Origin of the sequence: Streptomyces sp. NPDC048419 (assembly GCF_043200415.1) — a bacterium.
In the GTDB taxonomy this organism is placed as follows: domain Bacteria; phylum Actinomycetota; class Actinomycetes; order Streptomycetales; family Streptomycetaceae; genus Streptomyces.
The window spans coordinates 39,590-63,832 of record NZ_JBICXT010000009.1 but is presented as its reverse complement, the minus strand read 5'-3'; the positions used below and the strand labels follow the sequence as shown (position 1 = coordinate 63,832).

Below are 24,243 nucleotides of genomic sequence, written 5' to 3'. Positions count from 1 at the left end.
CGCGTGGTCTGCACGCGTGACCCCGCACAGGAACGAGGCACCACATGACCGACCCCGTGACGCTGGACGGTGAGGGATCGATCGGCGAGTTCGACGAGAAGCGCGTCGAGAACGCCGTGCGCGAACTGCTGATCGCGGTCGGCGAGGACCCCGACCGGGAAGGGCTCCGGGAGACGCCGGCGCGGGTCGCGCGGGCGTACCGGGAGATCTTCGCGGGGCTGTGGCAGAAGCCCGAGGACGTGCTGACGACGACGTTCGACCTGGGCCATGACGAGATGGTGCTCGTGAAGGACATCGAGGTGCTGAGCTCCTGCGAGCACCACCTGGTGCCCTTCGTCGGCGTCGCCCATGTCGGGTACATCCCGTCCACCGACGGCAAGATCACGGGACTGTCGAAGCTGGCCCGGCTCGTGGACGTCTACGCCCGGCGGCCGCAGGTGCAGGAACGACTCACCACGCAGATCGCCGACTCGCTGATGGAGATCCTCGAACCGCGCGGCGTGATCGTCGTCGTCGAGTGCGAGCACATGTGCATGTCGATGCGCGGTGTGCGCAAGCCCGGGGCGAAGACCATAACGTCGGCCGTGCGGGGTCAGCTGCGTGACCCGGCCACCCGCAACGAGGCGATGAGCCTGATCATGGCGCGCTGACGCCGGGCGGGGACCGCCTTCAGGCGGGCGATGCCGCGCCGTTGTTGTGCTCGTCGTCGTCCTCGGGGAGCCGGCACACGCGCTCCAGGAAGATGGCGGCCACTATGACGGCGATTCCCGCCACGACCGAGAAGCCGGCGTAGATGGCCTGGTCGCGGCGGGCGGGGATGTCGAGGAGCTCCAGCAGGAAGACGCCCGTGCCGCCGTACATCCCGGCGACGAGGGCGGCCACGAGGGCGCTGGCCTGACCGAAGACGACCGCGCGGGCCGCCATGAGGGGATCGACGCCCTTGGCCTCCGGGCGGCGCTCACGCTGGGCCTTGAAGCGGGCGCGCAGGGACAGTGCCGTGGCCAGCAGGACCACCGCGATCAGGGCGAGGACGATGGGGGCGGCCAGGGGGACGCTGGGGAGGGTCCCGATCGCGTTCCAGAGGCGGGCGCCCGCCCAGGACAGGAGCGCGGCCACGATGAACACGCCGATCAGCACCCTGATGCGCAGCTCTCTCACGGTGTCCCTTCAACTCCCCCGGGTCCTGGCGGACCGTCCCGCAGACAGTGGTCGTCCTGACCTTAACGACTACTCGGGCAGGTGGAGTTCCAGGTCCTGGCGGGGTGTCACACCCGCGCGCGTGACGGTCTCCAGGAGCTCGGCGACCGCGCCGCGGCCGGGCAGCAGGGCGTCGGGGTCGACGTCGTGCCAGGGGGCGAGGACGAAGGCGCGCTCGTGGGCCCGGGGATGAGGCAGGGTGAGGTCCGGGTCGTCGTCGACGAGATCGGCGTAGGCGACGATGTCGACGTCGAGGGTGCGGGCGCCCCAGCGCTCGTCCCGGACGCGGTGGAACGCCTCCTCGACGGCATGGGCCCGCTCCAGGAGCGAGGACGGCGGGAGGGTGGTCTTCAGGACGACGACCGCGTTGAAGTACGACGGCTGGCTGCCGGGCTCGACGCCCCAGGGCTCGGTCTCGTAGACCGGCGACACGCCCTTGATGCGGACGCCAGGGGTGTCCTCCAGCGCGTCGATGGCGCCCTGGAGGGTCTCCAGCCGGTTGCCGAGGTTGGCGCCGAGGGAGATCACCGCCCGTTTCGGGTTGTGCAGGGTCGTGTCGGCGGCGTCCACCTGTGCCACGACGGAGGCGGGTACCGGCTGTACGGTCGGGTCGCTGTGACCCTCGGTGAAGGACGCGGTCATACTCGGCTCCGGGTGATGGTGACGGTCACGTCGTCGAAGGGGACGGTGATCGGCGCGTCCGGCTTGTGGACGCAGACCTCGACCTCCTGGACCTCTTCGTGCTTCAGACAGGCCTGGGCGATGCGCTCGGCAAGCGTCTCGACGAGGTCGACGGGGTCGCCCTGGACGACGGCCACGACCTCCTCCGCCACGATGCCGTAGTGCACGGTCTTCGCCAGGTCGTCGTCGGCGGCGGCCGGACGTGTGTCCAGGCCGAGAACGAGGTCCACGATGAAGGTCTGGCCCTCCTCGCGCTCCCTGGGGAACACGCCGTGGTACCCGCGGGCCTTCAGGCCGCGCAACGCGACACGATCCACGCGAATCACTCCTGCAATCGTCGGTAACGACCGGTACGTACCGTGTGCGGGCGGCACACCGGCCTCGAACGAATCTACCTGCGGGCACTGACAGGACCGGGCCGCGGGGGCAGGGCCTGCGCCGGAACCAGGAGGTTTCATCGCGTGTTTCCCCTGGGGAACCCGGCGGCTCACGGGCTGGTAGCCGCCCCTACCCAAGGGGTCGTGATTCCAACCACTTCTTGGTCCCGACGGGACGCCTACCCACTCAGGTGGGGGTCTCGTCCTCCTCGGCCTCGTCGTTTTCGGCCATGACCGGCGAGGCGTGGTGGGACCAGAGCCTCCAGCCCTCGGGCGTGCGGCAGAAGAGGTTCGAGGCGACCACCAGCTGGCCGACGAGCGGGCCGAGCTCCTCGCCGCCCTCGGGCGCTGGGCCGCCGCTGAGGATGTTCTCGGTGCAGGTCACCAGGGCGGTGTCGCCGGTGACGGAGACGTGCACATCGGTGAGGAAGAACTGGATGTAGTCGGTGTTCGCCATGATCAGCGCATACGACCGCAGGACCTCGCCGCGGCCGGTGAGCACGGGCCAGCCGGGGTGCACGCAGGAGATCACGCCGACGTCGGCCGGGTCGTGGAACTCCTCGTCGACGCCCAGGTCGGACGGGGTGAGCCAGAGCGCGGAGAGAGCTTCGAAGTCACCGCGCTCCATGGCCTCGTAGAAGGCGGTGTTGGCGGCTTCGACCTGCTCGACATCGGTGTGGGGGGCGCTCACCGGACTCCTTCTGCTCCGGGGGCACCCGGCGCGAGTCCCGCGGCGCGCGCTCCTTCCACGGCGCGTGCCACCCGTACGGCGTCCGCCGTCGCACGCACCTGGTGGACGCGCACGGCCCATGCGCCTGCCTGCGCCGCGAGCGCGGAGACGGCGGCCGTGGCGGCGTCGCGCTCGCGCGCGGGCGGCGGCGCGCCCTCGGATCCGGCCAGCACCCGCCCGAGGAAACGCTTGCGGGAGGCCGCGACGAGCAGCGGGTGGCCGAGGGTGAGGAGGCGGTCGAGGTGGGCGAGCAGCACCAGGTCGTGCTCGGCGTCCTTGGAGAAGCCGAGGCCCGGGTCGACCACGACGCGGTCGGGGGCGATGCCGCCGGCCAGGACGGCCTGCACGCGCGCGTGCAGTTCGTCGACGACCTCGGCGACGACGTCGGCGTAGCCGCCCTTGACGTTGTCGCCCTCGAGGAAGCCGCGCCAGTGCATCACGACGAAGGGGGCGCCGGTCTCCGCCACCACCGGGATCATCGCGGGGTCGGCGAGGCCGCCGCTGACGTCGTTGACGAGGGAGGCGCCGGCCGCGAGGGACTGTTCGGCGACACGGGCGCGCATGGTGTCGACGGAGACCGTGACGCCCTCTGAGACGAGACCGCGAACGACCGGGATGACGCGCCTGAGCTCCTCGGTCTCGTCGACGCGGGTGGCGCCGGGCCGGGTGGACTCGCCGCCGACGTCGACCAGGTCCGCGCCCTCGGCGACCAGCTCGAGTCCGTGCTTGACGGCCGCCGTGGTGTCGAAGAAGCGGCCGCCGTCGGAGAAGGAGTCGGGTGTGACGTTCACGACCCCCATGACCGCGCAGCGGTCCCATTCCGGAAGGCCCGCGACGCGCCCGCGTCCGTTCTGCTTGCTCATACGTTCAGCCTAGGCCCAGGGTGCGGCCCCGACGCCGCGGCCCGGACGCAGCGGCCCGGACGGAAGCCCCCCGGGCTGGAGGGGCGGGGCTTCCGTCCGGGCCTGTCCCTGTCGGCGTGCGGCCAGGGGCCGTAGGTCACGCGGCGCGTGCGTCGTGCTCCGCGAGGGCGTGGGTGTGCGGGCACGCGCGCGGGGCGGGCTTGCGGCGGCGCAGGAAGCGCGGCAGCGCGAGGGCGAGGTCGACGAAGCCCTCCGCCTGCATGGCGGCGAAGCCGATCCGAGGCAGGTCGGCGGAGGCGCGGTAGACGACGAAGCGCGGTTCCCAGCGCGGCCGGAACTTGGCGTTGAACTTGTACAGCGACTCGATCTGGAACCAGCGGGAGAGGAACACCAGCAGTCCGCGCCAGGCGCGCAGCACCGGGCCCGCGCCGATCTTCTCGCCCCTTGCGAGTGCCGAGCGGAACATCGCGAAGTTGAGCGACACGCGCGTGATGCCGAACTTCGGCGCCGCCTCCAGTGCCGCGACGATGAGGAGCTCGTTCATGCCGGGGTCGGCCGAACGGTCGCGGCGCATCAGGTCCAGGGAGGCGCCGTCGCCGCCCCAGGGGACGAAGTGCAGGATCGCCTTGAGGTCGCCGTACTCTCCGGGCTCCTCGTCGGCCTTGTGGGCGGTGGCGATCAGGCAGTCGCCGTCGGAGGGGTCGCCGATGCGGCCCAGCGCCATGGAGAAGCCGCGCTCGGTGTCGGTGCCGCGCCAGTCCTCGGCGGCCTGGCGGATCCGCTCCAGCTCGGCGTCGCCGAGGTCACGGACACGACGTACCCGGGTTTCGTAACCGGCGCGCTCGATGCGCTTGACCATCTGGCGCACGTTGCGCATCGCGCGGCCGGTGAGGGAGAAATCCGCCACGTCCACCACCGCCTCGTCGCCCAGTTCGAGGGCGTCGAGGCCGGTCTCGCGGGTCCACACCTCGCCGCCCGTCTCGGAGCAGCCCATGACCGCGGGCGTCCAGGAATGGGCCTTGGCGACGTCCATGAAGTGCTCGATGGCGCCCGGCCAGGCCTCGACGTCGCCGATGGGGTCGCCGCTGGCGAGCATCACGCCGGACACGACGCGGTACGTCACCGCCGCCTTGCCGCTGGGCGAGAAGACCACGGCCTTGTCGCGGCGCAGCGCGAAGTGGCCGAGCGAGTCGCGGCGGCCGTGCTTCTCCAGAAGCGCCCGCAGGTGTGCCTCGTCGTCCTCCGTCAGGCGCGCCGCCGGGTGTTCGGGACGGAAGGCGAGGTAAATGGTCGTCACGGCGGTGATCAGCCCGAGGGCGCCCAGCGAGAACGCCACTGTCCAGGAGGTGCTGCCCTGATAGGCCACCGGGCCCTCGAAGCCGAACAGGCCGTAGAGCACGTGTGTGATGCGGTCGGCCAGGCTCGGATCGCCGACCATGCGGTTCGGGTGGACGCTGACGATGACCAGTCCGAGCACGAGGGAACCGGCGCCCATGAGCACGAAGTTGGCGAGCGCCCGCCACCGGCTGCGCGGGTCGGGCAGTGCCGCGAACTGGTCGCGATGGCGCAGCAGTGGTGCGAGCAGCGCCAGCGAGATGATCATGCCGACGACGGAGTGCCGGTATGTGAACTGCGCCACGGCGCCCGCCGGCAGCAGTGCCACCGCGGCGCGCCAGGCCCGGCGTTTGCCGCGCCGAAGGCCGTGCGCGAGCAGCAGCAGAAGGATGCCGGCGCTCAGCGACAGCGCGGCCGCGAAGGGGCCGAACGAGCCGGGCAGCACCTCGGCGAGCGTGTGCATACGGCTGTGCCGGAAGCGCGGGAAGACACCCGCCGCGACGTCCAGCAGACCGACGACGGCGCACGCCCTGGCGACCAGGACGGGAACGGCCTCGGGGCGCGGACCACGGAATACGCGCCGCGCGCTGCGTGATCGGGTGGGAACCCCACCCGACATTTCCTCATCTGTCCTGACAGACATCGCATCCCGTAGTTCTGCGAGAGACCTTGGATCCGGTGCCGATTCGGGCATCCGGCGACATTGCGCCCTCTAGGACGGTGTCACGGGAGGAGAGGTTCACTCCGCTTCTCAAAGGCGTTGAAAAGCCCGAGGAAAGTCCCGGACAAGCCCTTGCGAAGGTGCGGGGGAGCCGGGTGAAACCGCAGGCAGGAAGCTGGTCATGGGTCTTACGAGCAACAAAGTGCTGTGTGTGGCGGTCGCGTTCGCCGTGCTGCTGTTCATCGGCACGGTGTGGCTGTGGCCGCGCCTCGCGCGCCGGAACTGGCGCGCCGTCGGCGGCCGCGTCGGCCTGATGCTCGGTACCCAGGTGGCCCTCTTCGCCTCGGTGGGCCTCGCCGCCAACCAGGCCTTCGGGTTCTACGCAAGCTGGGCGGACCTGTTCGGCCAGGAGAAAGACCAGGGCGTCGTCGTCAACCACACGGCGCTCGGCGGCTCGGGCGGCCCGCTGGAGGTGCTCAACACGGCGGGCGTGCGCGGAGCCGGCGATTCCGCGCCCGAGGTGGGCGGTGAGATCCAGAAGGTCGACATCGTCGGGCGTACGACACACATCGCCACACCCGCGTATGTGTATTTGCCGCCGGAGTACTTCCAGGCGCGCTACCGGGCGCGTACTTTTCCGGCCACTGTCGTACTGACCGGATATCCGGGCACCGCCGAGGCGCTCGTGAGCAAACTGCACTATCCCCGCACCGCCCAGGAGCTCGCCAAGGACGGGCGTATGCAGCCGATGATCCTGGTGATGCTGCGTCCCACGGTGGCGCCGCCGAGGGACACGGAGTGCGTGGATGTTCCGGGCGGCCCGCAGACGGAGACATTCTTCGCCAAAGACCTGCCCGACGCCCTGGTCGCGCACTACAGAATGGGCAGGAAACCGGGCAGCTGGGGCATCATCGGCGACTCCACGGGCGGTTACTGCGCGCTGAAGCTGGCCATGCACCACCCCAGGTCGTACGCCGCCGCGGCGGGCCTGTCGCCGTACTACAAGGCGCCGGTCGACCCCACCACGGGCGATCTCTTCCGCGGGAACAAGGCGCTGCGCAATCGGGCCGATCTGTGGTGGTGCCTCAACCACCTGCGCGCGCCCGACACTTCGCTGCTCGTCACCAGCAGCCGGATCGGGGAATCCAACTACAAGGCGACGCTGAAGTTCATAGGGCGTGTGCAGGCCACGAAGCTGACGCGGATCTCGTCGATCATCCTCGAAAGCGGCGGTCACAACTTCAACACCTGGCGCAGGGAGATTCCCGCGACGCTGCAGTGGATCAGTGGGCGGCTGAGCGACAGGTGACAGGGGTTTCGGATGATGTTGATCTTGCCGAATTCGACGACGGTCAATTCCTGATGCCATGTGAACGTTTCGGTATGGCTGTGTTTTTGCGGGGCGGGGCACCAAGGGTCGCCTACGCGCGGTAAGTTTCTGGCCATGCCACGTGGACGTCACCGCCATTCCCCGCCCCTGCACAGGCTGCTTCCCCCGTCGGCGATCGCAGGCGTCTCCTTCGTCTGCGCCTTCGGTCCCTGGGTCTTCACGCAGCAGGCCGTGCTCCGTGTCATCGCCGCGGCGGCCGCGGCGACGGCGATCGTCGGTGCGGCCGTCATGCGCCGCTGGGACACCCAGGCGGGCAAACAGGTCGCCGACCTCACGCGCGCGCGTGCGAGCGACGAGTGGCGGCACGAGGAGCGGGTCGCCGAGCTGGAGACCGACCTCGAGGAGTCGCGCGAGCTGCGCGTCAAGCTCGAGCAGCGGCTGCGGGCCAAGCGCGCCGAACTGGCGGGCCTGCGCAACGAACACGCGGCGCTGCTGCGGCGGTACGCCACCGCCGAGACCGAGCGCGCGAGCGCCCTGGAGGGCCGCCGCCTGCTCGAGATAGAGGCGGGCACGCCCGCGCGTGCGCTGCCGCCCGTGCCGACGCAGGACATTGCGGACACCGGTACGGACAGGGACATCGAGGCCGCGGACATCGATGCCGCCGAGCCCGATGCCGCCGGGTCCGACGCCGCGGAGACCGAGGCTGTGGCTGCCTCGGTGGACGCGGAGGAGACGGCGGACGTGGCGGACGCCGAGGACGGCAAGGAGCCTGCGGAGGGCCGCACGGTCTTCTCCCCGGAGGGATCGCATCTGTTCCTGCGGGCGAAGGCGGCGCTGAAGCGGTTCGACGAGGACGAGGACGGTTCCGCGGAGGACTTCGCCGAGGATTCCGAGGATTCCGAGGAGGCCGCGCCCGCCGAGGACGCCGCGTCGGAGTCGCAGGACGACCCGGCGACCGGCTCCTCGAACGACGACTCTCCGAACGACGACTCCCCAGCCGATGACGAGTTGGCTGACGACGAGCTGGCCGACGACTCCCCGAGTGGCGACTCCTCGGAGACCGGGAACGGCCCCGCACCCGAGGACGACGGTTCGCCGAAAGGCGACGGTCCCAAGGGCGACAGGTCCCGCAAGCGCGAGCCCGTGAAGGCGCAGGCCGCCGCCGCGACGAGCGAGGCACCCGCCTCCGCGACCGAGTCGGCTCCGATCGCGTCGGAGGCCGCCGCCGACGGCGGTGCCGAGACCGCGGCGCAGGAGGACGAGTCGCAGGGGCAACCTGTGGCGGTCGACGGGCATGAGCGCGCGGCCGCCACCACTCCGGCCCGGCACACGCCGTCGGCGAAGCAGCCCGCGGGTCACTTCGTCGCCCCGACCGCGGTGGCCGTGGTGCCCGCCGCGCCCGCCCGCCCGGCGGTCGAGGGCGGGTTCGACTTCTTCGGTACGAAGGCGGAACCGTTCCCGAAGGCCATCGAGGCCGTGCAGAACGAGGACCTCGCAGACGTGGTCGGCGAGGAGGCGCTCGCGCTCCACAAGGCCGAGGCCGAGGCGGAGTTCAAGCCGGCGGGAGCGGAGACGCGCGACGCCGGCCAGGTGATCGACCTGACGGCCCACGACGAGACCGAGCAGATCGACGTGCAGGGTCTGCGCAGCGCGGTCTCCTGACGCGCGGCGCTCCTGAGTCCCCGAAGCCGGCGGCCCTAGGGCCGCCGGCTTTCCTGTGCCTCCGGGGCGTCGGCCGGCGGTGCCATCCAGCGGTCCGGGCGGGCGTCCCTGCGTCCCGTCCTCGACCGCTCGGCCTGCGCCCGCAGCAGCTCCGCCGCCTCCTGCGCGTCCCGCAGCCGGGCCGTCACGGTCTTGTTGGCCCCCGTGTCCACATGGATGTCGGCGACCCGCCACAGCCGCTCCCAGGGCCCCTGGGCCAGCCGTACGCTCTGCACCTTCGCGTGCGGAACGAGCGCAAGGCTCCGGCGCAGCAGCCCGTGCCGGGCGGCGAACACCGCGTCGGTGACCGCGAGTCCGTGCCCCCGCCACCACACCGGCACGCACCGCCCGGCCCGCTTCGGGGGGCGTGACACGGCCGCCGGGACGGTCACCCCGGGCAGCACGCGCGCGACGACCGACTCCGCGACCGCCCGCGGAGCCACCGGCACCAGCACGGAGTTGGACGAGCCGGCCACGTCCAGCTCCACCCGCACCCAACCGCGCCGCCGCCACAGCAGCGGCTCCACGATCCGCACGGTCTGCACCCGGCCGGGCGGCACCGTCTCGTGCGTCCGGTCGAGCAGTCCGTGGTCGATGCGCAGCCCGTCGGGCGACTCGCCGACCGTCCAGTCGTACTCGCCGACGAACCGCCCCACACTGCTCGCGCCCGCCGCGCCCAGCAGCGGCACGCCCGTCGCGAGGACCGTCCACACGCTGTGGGTGGCCAGCCACAGCACCGACGGGACGACGAGCGCCGCGACCAGCGAGCCCCAGGTGGCGCCCGTCAGCAAGACGGAGATCGCAAGGTCCAGCGGAGGCGTGCGCAGCAGCTCGCGCGCCGGTGCCTCACCGACCTCGTGCGCCGTCTCGGGCGCGAACCCCGCGGCGCGCGCGAGGAGTTCGGCGCGCAGCGCACGCGCCTCGCGCTCCCCCAGGAAGGCGAGCTCGTCCTTCTTGTCGGTGCCTATGACGTCGAGTTTGAGCTTGGCGACGCCCGCCACGCGCGCGAGGAGCGGCTGGGTGACGTCGACGGCCTGGATGCGTTCCAGCCGGATGTGCGCGGTGCGCCGGAACAACAGGCCGGTACGGATGCGCAGTTCGCTCTCCGTCACCGCGAAGTGCGTGAACCACCAGGTCATGAAGCCGTACAGAGCGGCGACCGGGACGAGGACGGCGATCGCGATCAGGAGGGTCGTGGCCGTCAGCCTCGTCAGCTGGCGCTGTGCCTGGTCGGGGTCGTGCACCGCCCACCCGATGACGACGGCCACCGGCGCCCACGCCCGCCTCAGGGGCGTCACCGGGTGCAGCCGCCGTTCGGTGACGGGCTCCTTCTCCCGTACGGCGTCCTCGACGCCCGGCGCGGTCACAGGCCGGCCGATCGGGCCTCGCCGAGCTCGGTGAGCCGGTCGCGCAGCCGCTCCGCCTCGGCCGGGTCGAGGCCGGGGATGGTCGCGTCGGTGGCGGCTGCCGCCGTGTGCAGCTGCACGCTGGCCAGCCCGAAGTGCCGCTCGACTGGCCCGGAGGTCACCTCGACCAGCTGCATCCGCCCGTACGGCACGACGGTCTCCTCGCGCCACAGCACGCCTCGGCTGATCAGCAGGTCGTCGGCGCGCTCGGCGTAGCGCCAGGACCGCCAGTTGCGGCCGAGCAGCACCCAGCCCCAGACCGCCGACGCCAGAGGCAGCAGCGCGAAGGCGGCCCAGGCGGGCCCGGCCAGCAGCCCCAGCAGCAGGCCCAGGGCGAGGACCAGCAGCCCCAGCCACACCACCAGCAGCAGTCGCCGCATCCGCAGCACCGCGGGAGGCAGCCCGATCCAGGCCGGCTCCGCCGTCTCGTCCCCCGTGGTCCCCGCGCCCGGCGGGCTCCCCGTCTCCATACCGCCAGCGTACGTAGGAGAGACTGTGTTCCATGACTCCTACGACGGAGACCATGGTCGGTATCGGCGGCGCCGCGGAGAGCACCGACATGGTGCTCAACATCGGACCGCAGCACCCGTCCACGCACGGCGTACTGCGCCTGCGACTGGTGCTGGACGGCGAGCGGATCATGCACGCGGAGCCGGTGATCGGCTACATGCACCGGGGCGCCGAGAAGCTCTTCGAGGCGCGCGACTACCGCCAGATCATCATGCTCGCCAACCGCCACGACTGGCTGTCGGCCTTCTCGAACGAGCTCGGTGTGGTCCTCGCCGTGGAACGCATGCTCGGCATGGAGGTCCCCACGCGCGCGGTGTGGACGCGCACGCTGCTGGCGGAGCTCAACCGGGTGCTCAACCACCTGATGTTCCTCGGCTCCTACCCGCTGGAGCTCGGCGGCATCACGCCGGTCTTCTACGCCTTCCGGGAGCGGGAGGTCCTCCAGAACGTCATGGAGGAGGTCTCCGGCGGCCGTATGCACTACATGTTCAACCGCGTCGGCGGCCTCAAGGAGGACCTGCCCGCGGGCTGGAGCGCACGCGCGCGTGCTGCGGTCGCCGCGGTGCGCTCGCGCATGGACCGGTTCGACGACCTGGTGCTCGGCAACGAGATCTTCCGCGGGCGCACGCGGGGCGTGGGCGCGCTGGCGCCGGAGGCCGTGCACGCGTACGGCGTGAGCGGGCCGATCGCGCGCGGCTCGGGCGTCGACTTCGACCTGCGCCGCGACGAGCCGTATCTCGCCTACGGCGAGCTGCAGGACACCCTGAGGGTCGTCACGCGGCGGGAGGGCGACTGTCTGGCCCGCTTCGAGGTGCTCCTGGAGCAGACCCATGTCGCGCTCGACCTCGCCGACGCCTGCCTGGACCGGCTCGCCGACCTGCCGCCCGGGCCGATCAACCAGCGCCTCCCCAAGGTCCTGAAGGCGCCCGAGGGACACACCTACGCCTGGACCGAGAACCCGCTCGGCATCAACGGCTACTACCTGGTGAGCAAGGGCGAGAAGACCCCGTACCGGCTGAAGCTGCGCTCCGCCTCGTACAACAACATCCAGGCGCTCGTGGAGCTGCTGCCGGGGACGCTGGTCGCGGACATGGTGGCGATCCTGGGGTCGATGTTCTTCGTGGTCGGAGACATCGACAAGTAGTGCCGGTGGCGCCGGCCGGCGGGTGGCGTCACCCGTCGAGCGGGTCCGTGATCCCCACCGGCTGGAGCAGCCAGCCGAAGTCGCCGAGGCCGCCCGGAGCGGTGAGTTCGGCGGCCTCGCCGGCGCTCGCGAGGGCGCGAACGTAGGCGGCGGGCTGGTCGGACGCGAGCGTGAGCGGGGGGCGTGCGCCGGTGATACCCAGGGTGCGCAGGGCGTCGCGCTGGTGCAGCAGGCGTGCGCCGGGGAGGCCACGCGCTGCCATGTGCGTCGCGCACGCGTCGAGGGCCACATGCGCCGTGATGTCGCACGACCCGTCGGGCACGGGCGCCGTCTCCCGCCCGGCGCGGAAGCCGGTGAGCGTCCCGAACGGGGGGCGCGCGTCCCGGGAGTGCGCGTAGTCGACGGCGACCGCGAGCCCCCGGCCGAGCGAGGCGACCGCGTCCGCCCACGCCTCGTCCCTGGGCAGCCCGATCTCGGCCCGCAGCCCCTCCTCGGCCGGCAGCGGCCACCACCGGGCGAGCCACTCGGCCGCCGCACCGCCTACCGGCTCCCCGAGCCGCTCGGTCCCGTCCTGCCGTACGAGCACACGGCGCACCGCGCCCGCCGCGTCCACCTCGGCGACGTCCACGGGGACGTTGTCCAGCCACTCGTTGGCGAACAGGAGCCCGGTGACACCCCGCGGCGGTGCGGCCAGCCACTCGATCCGGTCGTCCAGGCCGTCCGGGCGTCCGGCGATCTCGACGGCGTACGCGCGCGTGCGGGCCAGCACGTCCGCAGGCAGCGCGGCCAGCACGCCGCCCGCCAGTTCGCCCCGCCCCGCGGCCATGTCGACGAAGGCGAGCGACTCCGGCCGGTCCAGGGCCGCGTCGACCCGGCCCAGCAGCCGCGCCACGGCCTCGGCGAACAGCGGCGAGGCGTGCACCGACGTACGGAAGTGCGCGGCCGGCCCCCCGGGCCCGCGATAGAAGCCGCCGGGCCCGTACAGGGCCGCCTGAGCCGCCGTCCGCCAGCCGTGCCACTGGCCGGATGTCTCTCCCGTCACTGGCCAAGGCTAAGCGCGCAGGACAGGGGGGCCTCCACCTTGGGGAGTATGCGCGGTCGGTGCGGATCGGCCCTCCGGTTGACCCCTGCACGCATCCCGCTTCCCTACTCTGGGTTACGTGCAGCGCCTCTATGACTTCCTCCGCAGGCACCCGACAGGGGTCGACAGCTTCTGGGCCGTCTTCCTGTTCGGGATCTCGGTCGTGGGCGCAGCCGCCCACCAGGAGTCCCGGGGCACCGACTCGATGGCGCTGATCATTCCGATCGCGTTCCTGCTGTGCCTGGTGATCGCGCTGCGCCGCCGTATGCCGGAGAAGATGCTGCTGCTGACGATCGGGCTCGGCGTGGTGCAGGTCGCGCTGGACGTCGAGACCACGGTCGCCGACTTCGCGATGCTGGTGATCGTCTACACGGTCGCGGCGACAGGCGCCCGCTGGGCCTCCCGGGCGGCGCTGGGCACCGGCCTGAGCGCGGCCCTGGTCGCGCAGCTGCGCTGGCCGAACGAGCACTCCAGCACGCTGGGCAATCTCGCCATAGTGGTCTTCCAGACGGTGCCGTTCGCGCTGGCCTGGGTGCTCGGCGACTCCATCCGCACCCGGCGCGCCTACTTCGCGCAGCTCGAGGAGCGCAACGCCCGGCTGGAGAAGGAGCGCGAGGCGCAGGCCAAGGTCGCGGTCGCCGCCGAGCGCGCCCGCATCGCGCGCGAGCTGCACGACGTCGTCGCGCACAACGTCTCGGTGATGGTGGTGCAGGCCGACGGCGCCGCCTACGTCCTCGACGCCGCACCGGACCAGGCGAAGAAGGCACTGGAGACCATCTCCTCCACCGGCCGCCAGGCCCTCGCCGAGATGCGCCGCCTGCTCGGCGTGCTGCGCACCGGCGAGCACAAGGAGGCCGGCGAGTACGTGCCGCAGCCCGACGTCGAGCAGATAGACGAGCTGATCGAGCAGTGCCGCACCTCCGGCCTGCCCGTCGACTTCAAGGTCGAGGGCACCCCGCGCCCGCTGCCCAGCGGTGTCGAGCTCACCGCGTACCGCATCGTGCAGGAGGCCCTGACCAACACCCGCAAGCACGGCGGGCCCAACACGGGCGCGAGCGTGCGCCTCGTCTACTTCGACGACGGCCTGGGCCTGCTCGTCGAGGACGACGGCAAGGGCGCCCCGCACGAGCTGTACGAGGAGGGTGGGTTCGACGGCCAGGGCCATGGGCTGATCGGCATGCGCGAGCGGGTCGGTATGGTCGGTGGCACGCTCGACGCGGGCCCGCGCCCCGGCGGCGGATTCCGGATCAGTGCGCTGCTGCCGCTGAAACCCGCACACTGACGCGTACGCACGCCCCCTGCTGACACCTGTGACGACCCGCTGCGCCGACCGCGCAGCCGGAGACTGCCGCAACGGACGAGAACGGAAGAGGCCCGATGACGATCCGCGTGATGCTCGTCGACGACCAGGTGCTGCTGCGCACCGGGTTCCGGATGGTGCTCGCCGCACAGCCGGACATGGAGGTCGTCGCGGAGGCGGGGGACGGCGTGGAGGCCCTTCAGGTGCTGCGCGCGACGGCCGTCGACGTCGTCCTGATGGACGTGCGCATGCCGAAGCTCGACGGGGTGGAGACCACCCGCCGCATCTGCTCGGAGCCCGAACCGCCGAAGGTGCTGATCCTGACCACCTTCGACCTCGACGAGTACGCCTTCTCCGGGCTGAAGGCGGGTGCCTCGGGCTTCATGCTCAAGGACGTGCCGCCCGGCGAGCTGCTGGCCGCCATCCGCGCCGTGCACAGCGGTGACGCGGTGGTGGCCCCGTCGACCACGCGCCGGCTGCTCGACCGGTTCGCGCCGATGCTGCCGAGCGGCGCCAAGGAGCCCCGGCACAAGGAGCTGGAGCGGCTCACCGACCGCGAGCGCGAGGTCATGATCCTGGTCGCGCAGGGCCTGTCCAACGGCGAGATCGCGGCCCGGCTGGTGCTGTCCGAGGCGACCGTGAAGACCCACGTCGGCCGCATCCTGACCAAGCTGGGGCTGCGCGACCGGGTGCAGGTCGTGGTCCTCGCGTACGAGACCGGGCTGGTGCGCGCGGGCGGGCACGGCTGAGCCGCGGGGGGCGTGCACTTCGCGCGGCCGCCGCCCACTAGGGTCTGCGCATGCTCCTGTGGATCAACGGCCCCTTCGGGGGCGGCAAGACACAGACCGCACACGAGATCCAGCGGCGTCTGCGAGGCAGCGTCATCTGCGACCCCGAACACGCAGGCTTCGGCCTGCGCCGCATGCTCCCGCCCGAACTGCGCGGCGACTTCCAGGACTTGACGTCATGGCGGCAGGGCGTGGTCGAGGTGCTGGACCTCGCCCTGACCAAGCACGACGGAGTCGTGATCGCGCCGATGACGGTCACGGACTCCGGGTACCTGGACGAGACCGTGGGCCGGCTGCGCGAACTCGGCCATGACGTACGCCACTTCACCCTCCTCGCCCAGCGGGAGACGGTCCTCGGGCGGCTGCGTGAACGCGGCTTCGGCCACCTCCTTCAGTACGTCGCCGGCAAGAACGCCGGGCTGTGCAGGGAGACCTGGGCCGTACGGCAGCTCGACCACTGCCTGGAGCGGCTGAGTGAGCCGGAGTTCGCCGAGCATCTGTGGACGGACCATTCGACCGTGCCGAAGACCGCGGACCGCATCGCCGTGCTCGCCGGGCTGACGCTGCGGCCCAACAACGAGGGCGCGCTGCGGACCCGGCTGCGGCAGGCGGGGGTGGGGATCCGGCACATCCGGTTCGACTGACCCGGCGGCGCTCGGCGCGCGAGCCCAGGGTGGTGCCCGCCGGCTGGTCCCGGCGTCCGCCCGCTCAGCGCAGGATGCCCTCCAGGAAGTCGCTGCCCAGCCGGGCCACGACGGCTATGTCCAGCTGGTGCTGGACGTACCGGCCGCGGCGTCGCGTGGTGATCAGGCCCGCCTTCTTCAGCACGCCCAGGTGACGGGATATCTCGGGGGCCGTCATGTCGTGCGCCTGCGCCAGCTCGCTGGTGGTGTAGGCGCTGCGGGCCAGGTAGCGGCAGATCCGCATCCGGACGGGGTGCGACAGGGCGGTCATCCGCAGGGCGAGCTGCTGCACGGAGGGCGGGGCCGTGAGTTCCGGGGAGCCGACCGGGTAGTGCAGCACCGGCTGCCAGCCGTGCCAGTACAGGACGGAGAGATGGGGCCAGCCGAGGCTCGTCGGCACCAGGAGCAGCCCGCGGTCCTTCGTGGCCGTACGGCCCACGCTCAGCTTGTCGACCGTGATCGCCCCGGCGGCCTCGTCGAGCGCGACGGCCGGGGACACGGCGGCCAGCGCTTCGGCCAGGCCCTTGCGGCGCAGCAGGTCGGTCTTGTGGCGGGCGTCCGCCGTGAGCTGGTGGCGCAGCCGGGACCAGCTCTCCGCGAAGAACGCCTCGTCGCAGTCCATCAGGAACTGCCGCAGCCAGGAACGGGTCTTGGGCGGATCGTCCAGCAACAGCTCGCTGAACCGCACCTGTTGCGGCCCGCGCGCGGCGGCCAGCTCCAGGGCGCGGCGGCGCAGCCCGGCGTCGACCAGCGGGCTCGGCCCCTCGCCGTAGGGCATCGCGCAGCTGAACTCCAGTGCCGCGTCGACGAATTCCTCGTCCGTCAGCTTGTCCAGCAGGTCGAGCTCCTCGGCGAGCGTGGCCCCGGGCATGGCGCCGGGGATGCCCGCGTACGGCAGGAACAGGTCCGAGAACGTCGTCCGCCACAGGAAGTCGGCCTCGCACATGCGGTCCGCGAGGTGCGGGTCGAGGCGGGCCGCCACGCCCGTCACCCAGCCTTGCAGGCCCGGGTGGTGCCCCGGCTCGGACAGCGCGTGCAGCGCCATGCCGAGCTCGGCCAGGGGCGAGGGGACGACGGCGACCCTCTCCGGCCGCAGCCCCGCGATGTCGATGTGCACGCTCATGACCTCATGGTGCACCCCGCCACTGACAACGCCGTGCTCGATTGACGCCGCCCGTCAATCGGCGCGACTTCTGCGTGGCGACCGGCGCAGCCTGGGATCACCGGGGCGACCGCGGAGCCCAGTCCCTCTCCGGAGTTCCACATCCGGAGAAGTCCCGAAGAGGCGATCCGTCATGAGCATCACGCAGCAGTACCTTCTCGACACCTACCGCGCCCACCGGCAGGGCGAGCCCGCCCCGCCCGCACCCGGCGCGAACGACTGGCAGGTCGTGCGCGAGCTGCGCGACCACCGGCAGTTCGGCGCGGTCCTCGCCGGGCGCCCGGCCCATGGGCGGATACGGCCGGCCGTGGTCCGGTGGCTGCGTCTGCGGCCGCGCTCCACCTACTGACCGCTGCCGGCCCGACCGTTCCCTTGCGCTCCCGCCTTGCCGGCCTCCTCGGCGAGGCGGGACGCGAACTCCGCGACCGCAGCCTTCACGTCCTCGGCGGTCCACTCCAGGCCCGCGGCCCGTACGTACACCTCGGTGAGGGCCAGACCCGGGCCCTTCTCGTCCCAGGCGTTGGCGAACAGCAGCGTGCCCGTCTCCTCGCCCTGCCGGATCGCGGCCTCCGAGAGGACGTCGACTCCGTACGGCAGCCAGACCTGGAACTCGTTGGTGTGCGGCACCCCGGGATGGACACGCGCCCAGGGCACCCCGGCCGCCGCGAACCCCTCGCGCAGCGCGGCGGCGACCATGCGCGCGTGCGCCACGTAGGCGGGCAGCCGGGGAAGCTCCCGCTCCAGGCCTGCGAGGGCCGACAGGGCGGTCGGGAACTGCTGGAAGATCTGGCCGCCGTACCGGTGCCGCCAGGTCCTCGCCTCCTCGACGAGCGTCCTGGGGCCGGCGAGCGCGGCGCCGCCGTAGCCGTCGAGGGACTTGTAGAACGACACGTACACGCTGTCCGCCAGGCCCGCGATCTCGTCCAGGGGGCGGCCGAAGTGGACGGTGGACTCCCACAGGCGCGCGCCGTCGAAGTGCACCACCGCGTCGCGCTCGTGCGCGGCCTCGACGACCTCGGTGAGTTCTTCCCAGGAGGGCAGCACGAAACCGGCGTCCCTGAGGGGCAGTTCGAGCATCAGCGCCCCGAAGGGCTCCTCGAAGTCGCGCACCTCGTCGGCGGTCGGGAGCCGGGGCTCGCCCGTGATCCGTACCGGGCGCAATCCGCTGACCTGGCTGAACGCATTGCGTTCGTGCACCTCGGGGTGGGCCAGCGCGTGCACGGCGACCGTGGGGTTGCCGGTGCGGCCCGCCCAGCAGCGCAGCGCCACCTGCTGGGCCATCGTGCCCGTGGGGAAGAACGCGGCCGCCTCCGTGCCGAGCAGTCCGGCGACCTTCTCCTCCAGGGTCTCGACGATGCCGTTGCCGTAGATGTCCGACGGCTCGTCCAGGTCGTGCAGGTGCCGCGCGTCGTCCAGCAGCGCCAGTCGTTCGCCGAGCGTGCCCAGGAAACCGGGGCGCGCGAGCACGCGCCCCGCGCTCCGGTACGCGCTGATCCGCCTCTTGCGCCGCTGTTTGAGCCGTTCTTCGTCGGACAGCTCGTCCGGCTGCCCGCCCTGTTCCGCCGTGTCACTCATGCAGCGGATCATTCCCGTCGCGCTCCGCGCGGGCACCCGGATTTCCACAGGCCTTCCGCGCGGGTCACCGTGTGACTACTCACAGCCTGTGGACAGCCGAACGCACTTCGGACCGATAGCGTTAACATGACGAGAAATCGTCCGGTACCCGGAGCGGACTGGAACGGGAAGGCCGCCGTCGAGTGAGTACAAGCCAACAGCCAGACCCCAGGGACCGCCCGGCGCGGCTCACCGTCGGCGTCGTCGGCGCCGGTCGCGTCGGCCCCGCCCTGGCCGCGTCGCTCCAGCTCGCCGGGCACCGCCCGGTGGCCGTCTCCGGCGTCTCCGAGACCTCCAGGCGGCGCGCCTCGCAGCTGCTGCCCGACGTCCCGCTCGTCCCGCCCGCCGAGGTGCTCCAGCGCTCCGAACTGGTCCTGCTGACCGTTCCGGACGACGCCCTGCCCGGCCTGGTCGAGGGACTCGCCGAGACCGGCGCCGTGCGGCCGGGACAGCTGCTCGTGCACACCTCCGGGCGGTACGGCGCCAAGGTCCTGGACCCCGCACTGCGCGCGGGCGCGCTGCCGCTGGCCCTGCACCCGGCGATGACCTTCACGGGCACGCCCGTGGACGTGCAGCGCCTGGCCGGCTGCTCGTTCGGCGTCACCGCGCCCGAGGAACTGCGGCTGGCCGCCGAGGCCCTCGTCATCGAGATGGGCGGCGAGCCGGAATGGGTCGCCGAGGAGATGCGCCCGCTGTACCACGCGGCGCTCGCACTGGGCGCGAACCACCTGGTCACGCTGGTCGCCCAGTCCATGGAGCTGCTGCGCGAGGCCGGCGTCACGGCCCCCGACCGGATGCTGGGCCCGCTGCTCGGCGCCGCCCTGGACAACGCCCTGCGCTCCGGCGACGCGGCCCTGACCGGCCCTGTCGCGCGTGGGGACGCGGGCACGGTCGCCGCACATGTCGCGGAGCTGCGCCGGTACGCCCCGCAGACCGTCGCCGGCTACCTGGCGATGGCGCGGGCCACGGCCGACCGCGCGCTCGCCCACGGGCTGCTGAAGCCGGAACTCGCCGAGGATCTCCTCGGGGTACTCGCCAACGGCACCGACCGGACCGACGGCGCCGAGGGAGATGCCCGATGACCACCAGGCTGCTGCGCACCGCCGACGAACTGCACGCACGCACGCGTACCGGCCGCCGCGCCGTCGTGATGACCATGGGCGCCCTGCACGAGGGCCACGCCACCCTGATCCGCACCGCGCGCGGGATCGCCGGAGCGGACGGCGAGGTCGTCGTGACGGTCTTCGTGAACCCCCTTCAGTTCGGCGAGGGCGAGGACCTTGACCGCTACCCGCGCACCCTGGACGCGGACGTCAAGCTCGCCGAACTCTCCGGCGCGGACGTCGTGTTCGCCCCGTCGGTGGACGAGGTGTACCCGGGCGGCGAGCCCCAGGTCCGCATCGCCGCGGGCCCCATGGGGGAGCGCCTGGAGGGCTCCGCGCGCCCCGGCCACTTCGACGGCATGCTCACCGTCGTCGCCAAGCTGCTGCACCTCACGCGCCCCGACGTCGCCCTCTACGGCCAGAAGGACGCCCAGCAGCTCGCCCTGATCCGCCGCATGGTGCGGGACCTGAACTTCGGCATCGAGATCGTCGGCGTCCCCACGGTGCGCGAGGATGACGGCCTCGCGCTCTCCAGCCGCAACCGCTACCTGTCGCCCGCCGAGCGGCGCACGGCGCTCTCGCTGTCCCACGCGCTGTTCGCCGGCGGCGACCGGCACGCCGCCCAGGAGGCGCTGCGCGCGCGGGCGCGCGAGGTGCCCGCCACGCACGCGCGTGCCGAGGCGCTCAGCGCGATCGGCGAGTCCCGCGCGGCCGCCGACGCGCACGCCGTCGCCAAGGCGCTCCCGGGTGCCCCCTCCGCCGTCCGCGCCGCCGCCCGGCTGGTGCTCGACGACGCCGCGCGCCTGTCACCGCCGCTGAAGCTGGACTACCTCGCCCTGGTCGACCCGTCCGACTTCACCGAGATCAAGGACGACTTCACGGGTGAGGCCGTCCTCGCCGTCGCAGCCCGGGTCGGTACGACCCGGCTGATCGACAACATCCCTCTCACTTTCGGAACCTTCGGAGCCGCCTCGTGAGCAGCACAGGCATACGACTGCACGCGCCCGCCCCCGGGTGGTCCATCTCCGCGGACGTGGTGGTCGTGGGCTCCGGGGTCGCCGGCCTCACCGCGGCCCTGCGATGCGAGGCCTCCGGGCTGCGCACCGTCGTCGTCACCAAGGCACGCCTCGACGACGGCTCCACCCGCTGGGCCCAGGGCGGCGTCGCCGCGGCCCTCGGCGAGGGCGACACCCCGGAACAGCACCTGGACGACACCCTGGTGGCGGGCGCGGGCCTGTGCGACGAGGAGGCCGTCCGGATCCTCGTCACCGAGGGCCCGGACGCCGTACGGCGGCTCATCGCGACCGGCGCGCACTTCGACGAGTCCGAAGAGGGCGACCTGGCGCTCACCCGCGAGGGCGGCCACCACCGCCGCCGCATCGCGCACGCGGGCGGCGACGCGACCGGCGCGGAGATCTCCCGAGCGCTGGTCGAGGCGGCACACGCGCGTGGCGTCCGCACCATCGAGAACGCGCTGGTCCTGGACCTGCTGACGGACTCCGACGGCCGCACGGCGGGCGTGAGCCTGCACGTCATGGGCGAAGGCCAGCACGACGGCGTGGGCGCCGTGCACGCGCCCGCGGTCGTCCTCGCGACCGGCGGCATGGGCCAGGTGTTCTCCGCGACGACCAACCCGTCCGTGTCCACCGGCGACGGCGTGGCCCTCGCCCTGCGAGCGGGCGCGGAGGTCTCCGACCTCGAATTCGTGCAGTTCCACCCGACCGTGCTGTTCCTCGGCCCGGACGCGGAGGGCCAGCAGCCGCTGGTCTCCGAGGCCGTGCGCGGCGAGGGCGCCCACCTGGTCGACGCCGGCGGCGTGCGCTTCATGGTCGGCCGGCACGAACTGGCCGAGCTGGCCCCGCGGGACATCGTCGCCAAGGGCATCATGCGCCGCATGCAGGAGCAGGACGCCGAGCACATGTACCTCGACGCCCGGCACTTCGGCGCCGACATGTGGGAGCACCGCTTCCCGACGATCCTCGCCGCCTGCCGCGCGCACGGCATCGACCCGGTGACCGAACCCATCCCGATCGCCCCGGCCGCCCACTACGCCTCCGGCGGCGTCCGCACCGACTCCCAGGGCCGGACGACCGTCCCGGGCCTGTACGCGTGCGGCGAGGTCGCCTGCACCGGCGTGCACGGCGCGAACCGGCTCGCCTCCAACTCCCTCCTCGAGGGCCTCGTCTACGCCGAGCGCATCGCCGCCGACATCGCGGCGAAGGGGGCGGCGAACGGCCTCCACGCGCGCGTGCCCGAGCCCGTGGAGCACCCCGGGGTGCCCGGGCACCCGCTGCTCGCACCGGAGGCCAGGTTCGCGATCCAGCGGATCATGGCCGACGGCGCGGGCGTGCTGCGCTCCGCCGAGTCCCTCGCCAGGGCCGCCGACCAGCTCCAGCGGCTGCACACCGACGCCCGCGACGCCCTCGCCGAGAACGGCAAGACCGCCGAGCCCGGTGTCGACACCTGGGAGGCCACCAACCTCCTGTGCGTGGCCCGCGTCCTGGTCGCCGCCGCCCGGCTGCGCGAGGAGACCCGCGGCTGCCACTGGCGCGAGGACCACGCCGACCGCGACGACACGGCCTGGCGCCGCCACATCGTCGTACGGCTGAATCCCGACCGCACACTCGCCGTCGGCACCACCGATACCCCAGACTTCCCCCCGACCCGGCAGCCCCAGCCCGCGCACCGTCCCCAGGAGCAGTGACAGAAGTGACCACCCCCGACCTCCCCCTCGCCTCGAACGGCGGCTGCGGCGACGGCTGTGCCTGCGGTGCCGGCGCCGATGCCGAATACCTGGAATGCGGGCTCGATCCCGCGCTGGCGCAGCTCCTGTCCGACGTCGGACTCGACCCCGTGGAGGTCGAGGACATCGCCAACCTCGCCATCCAGGAGGACCTCGACCACGGCGTGGACGTGACCACCGTCGCGACCATCCCCGAGGAGGCCGTCGCCACCGCCGACTTCACCGCGCGCGAGGCCGGCGTCGTGGCCGGCCTCAGGGTCGCCGAAGCAGTGCTCTCCGTGGTCTGCACGGACGAGTTCGAGGTCGAGCGGCACGTGGAGGACGGCGACCGGGTGGCCGCCGGGCAGCAGCTGCTGTCGGTCACCACGCGCACCCGCGACCTGCTCACCGCCGAACGCAGCGCGCTCAACCTCCTGTGCCGCCTCTCCGGCATCGCGACCGCCACGCGCGCGTGGGCGGACGCCCTCGACGGCACGGCGACCAAGGTCCGCGACACCCGCAAGACGACTCCGGGGCTGCGGTCGCTGGAGAAGTTCGCCGTGCGCTGCGGCGGCGGGGTCAACCACCGGATGTCGCTGTCGGACGCGGCGCTCGTCAAGGACAACCACGTCGTCGCGGCGGGCGGCGTCGCCCAGGCCTTCAAGGCCGTACGGGAGGCCTTCCCGGACGTGCCGATCGAGGTCGAGGTCGACACCCTGCACCAGCTGCGCGAGGTCGTGGACGCCGGCGCCGACCTGATCCTCCTGGACAACTTCACGCCGGGCGAGTGCGAGGAGGCCGTCGCCCTCGTGCACGGCCGCGCCGCCCTGGAGGCGTCGGGGCGGCTCACCCTCGACAACGCGCGCGTGTACGCCGACACCGGCGTCGACTACCTCGCCGTAGGCGCCCTGACCCACTCCTCGCCGATCCTCGACATCGGCCTCGACCTGCGAGCGGCGGAGTAGGTACCGGCCATGCTGCTGACCATCGACGTAGGCAACACGCACACCGTCCTCGGCCTGTTCGACGGGGACGACATCGTCGAGCACTGGCGCATCTCCACGGACGCCCGCCGCACGGCGGACGAGCTGGCGGTGCTGCTGCAGGGCCTGATGGGCATGCACCCCCTGCTCGGTGACGAGCTGGGGGACGGCATCGACGGGATCGCGATCTGCGCCACCGTGCCGTCCGTGCTGCACGAGCTGCGCGAGGTGACGCGCCGGTACTACGGCGACGTCCCCGCGGTGCTGGTGGAGCCGGGCGTGAAGACCGGCGTGCCGATCCTGACGGACAACCCCAAGGAGGTCGGCGCCGACCGCATCATCAACGCGGTCGCGGCCGTCGAGCTCTACGGCGGCCCGGCGATCGTCGTCGACTTCGGCACCGCCACCACCTTCGACGCGGTCTCCGCGCGCGGGGAGTACATCGGCGGCGTGATCGCCCCCGGTATCGAGATCTCCGTCGAGGCGCTCGGCGTCCGGGGCGCACAGCTGCGCAAGATCGAGGTGGCCCGGCCGCGGAGCGTGATCGGCAAGAACACGGTCGAGGCGATGCAGTCCGGCATCATCTACGGCTTCGCCGGGCAGGTCGACGGCGTCGTCGGACGGATGGCGCGGGAGCTGGCTGAGGACCCCGACGACGTCACGGTGATCGCGACCGGCGGGCTGGCACCGATGGTGCTGGGGGAGTCGTCCGTGATCGACGAGCACGAGCCGTGGCTGACGCTGATCGGGCTGCGGATGGTCTACGAGCGCAACGTCTCCCGCATGTGAGGACGGCCGAGGAGCAACCGGGTGGCGCGGTCGCGCCACACCCGCCCCTTATGTCAAATTTGTCTGATTAGCGCGTAGTGTCG

The 24,243-nt window shown here is 72.4% G+C and carries 24 protein-coding genes; 13 read left to right on the top strand and 11 right to left on the bottom strand.

Translation table 11 applies throughout. The features are described from left to right. Window positions 1-44: 44 nt before the first annotated feature. The gene (gene folE / locus ACGFYN_RS20210; RefSeq protein WP_393867195.1) at window positions 45-650 is read left to right on the top strand and encodes a GTP cyclohydrolase I FolE; all 606 of its coding nucleotides are present in this window, start codon (window positions 45-47) and stop codon (window positions 648-650) included. A gap of 19 nt (window positions 651-669) precedes the next feature. Here folE and ACGFYN_RS20205 read toward each other — a convergent pair whose 3' ends face one another. The 6 genes from ACGFYN_RS20205 to ACGFYN_RS20180 form a co-directional block, all read right to left on the bottom strand. Next, the gene (locus tag ACGFYN_RS20205; protein WP_393867194.1) at window positions 670-1,158 is read right to left on the bottom strand and encodes a DUF3180 domain-containing protein; all 489 of its coding nucleotides are present in this window, start codon (window positions 1,156-1,158) and stop codon (window positions 670-672) included. Window positions 1,159-1,227: 69 nt separating this feature from the next. Beyond that, window positions 1,228-1,839 carry a 2-amino-4-hydroxy-6-hydroxymethyldihydropteridine diphosphokinase gene (gene folK / locus ACGFYN_RS20200; RefSeq protein WP_393867193.1) on the bottom strand — a complete coding sequence of 204 codons (612 nt, stop codon included), beginning with the start codon at window positions 1,837-1,839 and terminating at the stop codon, window positions 1,228-1,230. Continuing rightward, the gene (gene folB, locus ACGFYN_RS20195; protein WP_393867192.1) at window positions 1,836-2,195 is read right to left on the bottom strand and encodes a dihydroneopterin aldolase; all 360 of its coding nucleotides are present in this window, start codon (window positions 2,193-2,195) and stop codon (window positions 1,836-1,838) included. The genes folK and folB overlap by 4 nt, the downstream gene beginning before the upstream one ends. A gap of 247 nt (window positions 2,196-2,442) precedes the next feature. After that, a complete protein-coding gene (locus ACGFYN_RS20190; RefSeq protein ID WP_393867191.1) occupies window positions 2,443-2,946 on the bottom strand; it encodes a nuclear transport factor 2 family protein in 504 nt (167 codons plus the stop codon). Further along, the gene (gene folP / locus ACGFYN_RS20185) at window positions 2,943-3,848 is read right to left on the bottom strand and encodes a dihydropteroate synthase (RefSeq protein WP_393867190.1); all 906 of its coding nucleotides are present in this window, start codon (window positions 3,846-3,848) and stop codon (window positions 2,943-2,945) included. The genes ACGFYN_RS20190 and folP overlap by 4 nt, the downstream gene beginning before the upstream one ends. 136 nt (window positions 3,849-3,984) lie before the next feature. Next, the gene (locus ACGFYN_RS20180; RefSeq protein ID WP_393867189.1) at window positions 3,985-5,802 is read right to left on the bottom strand and encodes a phosphatidylglycerol lysyltransferase domain-containing protein; all 1,818 of its coding nucleotides are present in this window, start codon (window positions 5,800-5,802) and stop codon (window positions 3,985-3,987) included. A gap of 223 nt (window positions 5,803-6,025) precedes the next feature. On the opposite strand from ACGFYN_RS20180, the gene ACGFYN_RS20175 reads away from it, so the two are divergent. Together ACGFYN_RS20175 and ACGFYN_RS20170 are read left to right on the top strand one after the other, a co-directional pair. Beyond that, window positions 6,026-7,153, top strand: coding sequence for an alpha/beta hydrolase (locus ACGFYN_RS20175; RefSeq protein WP_393867188.1), 1,128 nt, complete (start codon window positions 6,026-6,028; stop codon window positions 7,151-7,153). Window positions 7,154-7,288: 135 nt separating this feature from the next. Continuing rightward, window positions 7,289-8,836 (top strand): hypothetical protein, encoded by a 1,548-nt coding sequence (locus ACGFYN_RS20170; protein ID WP_393867187.1) that lies wholly within the window; start codon window positions 7,289-7,291, stop codon window positions 8,834-8,836. 35 nt (window positions 8,837-8,871) lie between these two features. Here the strand turns inward: ACGFYN_RS20170 and ACGFYN_RS20165 are convergent, their stop codons facing one another. Then, on the bottom strand, window positions 8,872-10,242 hold the full coding sequence (locus ACGFYN_RS20165; protein ID WP_393867186.1) for a PH domain-containing protein: 1,371 nt from the start codon (window positions 10,240-10,242) through the stop codon (window positions 8,872-8,874). Next, complete coding sequence (locus tag ACGFYN_RS20160; RefSeq protein WP_393867185.1) at window positions 10,239-10,751, bottom strand: PH domain-containing protein; 513 nt, start codon at window positions 10,749-10,751, stop codon at window positions 10,239-10,241. Before ACGFYN_RS20160 ends, ACGFYN_RS20165 begins: the two co-directional genes overlap by 4 nt. Before the next feature lie 32 nt (window positions 10,752-10,783). On the opposite strand from ACGFYN_RS20160, the gene ACGFYN_RS20155 reads away from it, so the two are divergent. After that, window positions 10,784-11,935: an NADH-quinone oxidoreductase subunit D gene (locus ACGFYN_RS20155; RefSeq protein WP_393867184.1), complete on the top strand. Its 1,152-nt coding sequence runs from the start codon at window positions 10,784-10,786 to the stop codon at window positions 11,933-11,935. 28 nt (window positions 11,936-11,963) lie between these two features. Here the strand turns inward: ACGFYN_RS20155 and ACGFYN_RS20150 are convergent, their stop codons facing one another. Further along, entirely contained in the window at window positions 11,964-12,977 is a 1,014-nt protein-coding gene (locus ACGFYN_RS20150; RefSeq protein WP_393867183.1) for an SAM-dependent methyltransferase, read from the bottom strand. A gap of 118 nt (window positions 12,978-13,095) precedes the next feature. Here ACGFYN_RS20150 and ACGFYN_RS20145 point away from each other — a divergent pair, with 118 nt between their 5' ends. The 3 genes from ACGFYN_RS20145 (at window position 13,096) to ACGFYN_RS20135 (ending at window position 15,748) form a co-directional block, all read left to right on the top strand. Next, window positions 13,096-14,298, top strand: a complete 1,203-nt coding sequence (locus tag ACGFYN_RS20145) for a sensor histidine kinase (RefSeq protein WP_393867182.1) — start codon at window positions 13,096-13,098, stop codon at window positions 14,296-14,298. A 95-nt stretch (window positions 14,299-14,393) separates the two neighbouring features. Continuing rightward, complete coding sequence (locus ACGFYN_RS20140) at window positions 14,394-15,065, top strand: response regulator (RefSeq protein WP_393867181.1); 672 nt, start codon at window positions 14,394-14,396, stop codon at window positions 15,063-15,065. A 50-nt stretch (window positions 15,066-15,115) separates the two neighbouring features. Then, window positions 15,116-15,748 carry an AAA family ATPase gene (locus tag ACGFYN_RS20135; RefSeq protein WP_393867180.1) on the top strand — a complete coding sequence of 211 codons (633 nt, stop codon included), beginning with the start codon at window positions 15,116-15,118 and terminating at the stop codon, window positions 15,746-15,748. Window positions 15,749-15,812: 64 nt separating this feature from the next. Here the strand turns inward: ACGFYN_RS20135 and ACGFYN_RS20130 are convergent, their stop codons facing one another. After that, on the bottom strand, window positions 15,813-16,910 hold the full coding sequence (locus ACGFYN_RS20130) for a DUF5937 family protein (RefSeq protein WP_393867179.1): 1,098 nt from the start codon (window positions 16,908-16,910) through the stop codon (window positions 15,813-15,815). Between the two features lie 172 nt (window positions 16,911-17,082). Between ACGFYN_RS20130 and ACGFYN_RS20125 the strand changes: the two genes are divergently transcribed. After that, window positions 17,083-17,298, top strand: coding sequence for a hypothetical protein (locus ACGFYN_RS20125; RefSeq protein ID WP_393867178.1), 216 nt, complete (start codon window positions 17,083-17,085; stop codon window positions 17,296-17,298). Here the strand turns inward: ACGFYN_RS20125 and ACGFYN_RS20120 are convergent. Continuing rightward, on the bottom strand, window positions 17,292-18,524 hold the full coding sequence (locus tag ACGFYN_RS20120; RefSeq protein ID WP_393867177.1) for a threonine aldolase family protein: 1,233 nt from the start codon (window positions 18,522-18,524) through the stop codon (window positions 17,292-17,294). The two genes, ACGFYN_RS20125 and ACGFYN_RS20120, sit on opposite strands and share 7 nt — an antisense overlap. Before the next feature lie 182 nt (window positions 18,525-18,706). Between ACGFYN_RS20120 and ACGFYN_RS20115 the strand changes: the two genes are divergently transcribed. From ACGFYN_RS20115 to ACGFYN_RS20095, 5 genes are read left to right on the top strand one after another with little or no spacing between them, the layout of a single operon-like run. After that, on the top strand, window positions 18,707-19,645 hold the full coding sequence (locus ACGFYN_RS20115) for a Rossmann-like and DUF2520 domain-containing protein (protein ID WP_393867176.1): 939 nt from the start codon (window positions 18,707-18,709) through the stop codon (window positions 19,643-19,645). Next, window positions 19,642-20,643 (top strand): pantoate--beta-alanine ligase, encoded by a 1,002-nt coding sequence (panC, locus tag ACGFYN_RS20110; RefSeq protein ID WP_393867175.1) that lies wholly within the window; start codon window positions 19,642-19,644, stop codon window positions 20,641-20,643. Before ACGFYN_RS20115 ends, panC begins: the two co-directional genes overlap by 4 nt. Further along, window positions 20,640-22,370, top strand: a complete 1,731-nt coding sequence (locus ACGFYN_RS20105) for an L-aspartate oxidase (protein ID WP_393867174.1) — start codon at window positions 20,640-20,642, stop codon at window positions 22,368-22,370. Before panC ends, ACGFYN_RS20105 begins: the two co-directional genes overlap by 4 nt. Before the next feature lie 5 nt (window positions 22,371-22,375). Beyond that, entirely contained in the window at window positions 22,376-23,353 is a 978-nt protein-coding gene (gene nadC, locus ACGFYN_RS20100) for a carboxylating nicotinate-nucleotide diphosphorylase (protein ID WP_393867403.1), read from the top strand. Between the two features lie 9 nt (window positions 23,354-23,362). Continuing rightward, a complete protein-coding gene (locus tag ACGFYN_RS20095; protein ID WP_384261575.1) occupies window positions 23,363-24,160 on the top strand; it encodes a type III pantothenate kinase in 798 nt (265 codons plus the stop codon). Window positions 24,161-24,243 lie beyond the last annotated feature (83 nt).

Excerpts from the sequence above, each read along its gene's own strand:
- folE (WP_393867195.1), top strand. The coding sequence starts at position 45 with ATGACCGACCCCGTGACGCTGGACGGTGAGGGATCGATCGGCGAGTTC.
- folK (WP_393867193.1), bottom strand. The coding sequence starts at position 1,839 with ATGACCGCGTCCTTCACCGAGGGTCACAGCGACCCGACCGTACAGCCG.
- folP (WP_393867190.1), bottom strand. The coding sequence starts at position 3,848 with ATGAGCAAGCAGAACGGACGCGGGCGCGTCGCGGGCCTTCCGGAATGG.
- ACGFYN_RS20180 (WP_393867189.1), bottom strand. The coding sequence starts at position 5,802 with ATGTCGGGTGGGGTTCCCACCCGATCACGCAGCGCGCGGCGCGTATTC.
- ACGFYN_RS20175 (WP_393867188.1), top strand. The coding sequence starts at position 6,026 with ATGGGTCTTACGAGCAACAAAGTGCTGTGTGTGGCGGTCGCGTTCGCC.
- ACGFYN_RS20170 (WP_393867187.1), top strand. The coding sequence starts at position 7,289 with ATGCCACGTGGACGTCACCGCCATTCCCCGCCCCTGCACAGGCTGCTT.
- ACGFYN_RS20160 (WP_393867185.1), bottom strand. The coding sequence starts at position 10,751 with ATGGAGACGGGGAGCCCGCCGGGCGCGGGGACCACGGGGGACGAGACG.
- ACGFYN_RS20155 (WP_393867184.1), top strand. The coding sequence starts at position 10,784 with ATGACTCCTACGACGGAGACCATGGTCGGTATCGGCGGCGCCGCGGAG.
- ACGFYN_RS20140 (WP_393867181.1), top strand. The coding sequence starts at position 14,394 with ATGACGATCCGCGTGATGCTCGTCGACGACCAGGTGCTGCTGCGCACC.
- ACGFYN_RS20135 (WP_393867180.1), top strand. The coding sequence starts at position 15,116 with ATGCTCCTGTGGATCAACGGCCCCTTCGGGGGCGGCAAGACACAGACC.
- ACGFYN_RS20130 (WP_393867179.1), bottom strand. The coding sequence starts at position 16,910 with ATGAGCGTGCACATCGACATCGCGGGGCTGCGGCCGGAGAGGGTCGCC.
- ACGFYN_RS20125 (WP_393867178.1), top strand. The coding sequence starts at position 17,083 with ATGAGCATCACGCAGCAGTACCTTCTCGACACCTACCGCGCCCACCGG.
- ACGFYN_RS20120 (WP_393867177.1), bottom strand. The coding sequence starts at position 18,524 with ATGAGTGACACGGCGGAACAGGGCGGGCAGCCGGACGAGCTGTCCGAC.
- panC (WP_393867175.1), top strand. The coding sequence starts at position 19,642 with ATGACCACCAGGCTGCTGCGCACCGCCGACGAACTGCACGCACGCACG.
- ACGFYN_RS20095 (WP_384261575.1), top strand. The coding sequence starts at position 23,363 with ATGCTGCTGACCATCGACGTAGGCAACACGCACACCGTCCTCGGCCTG.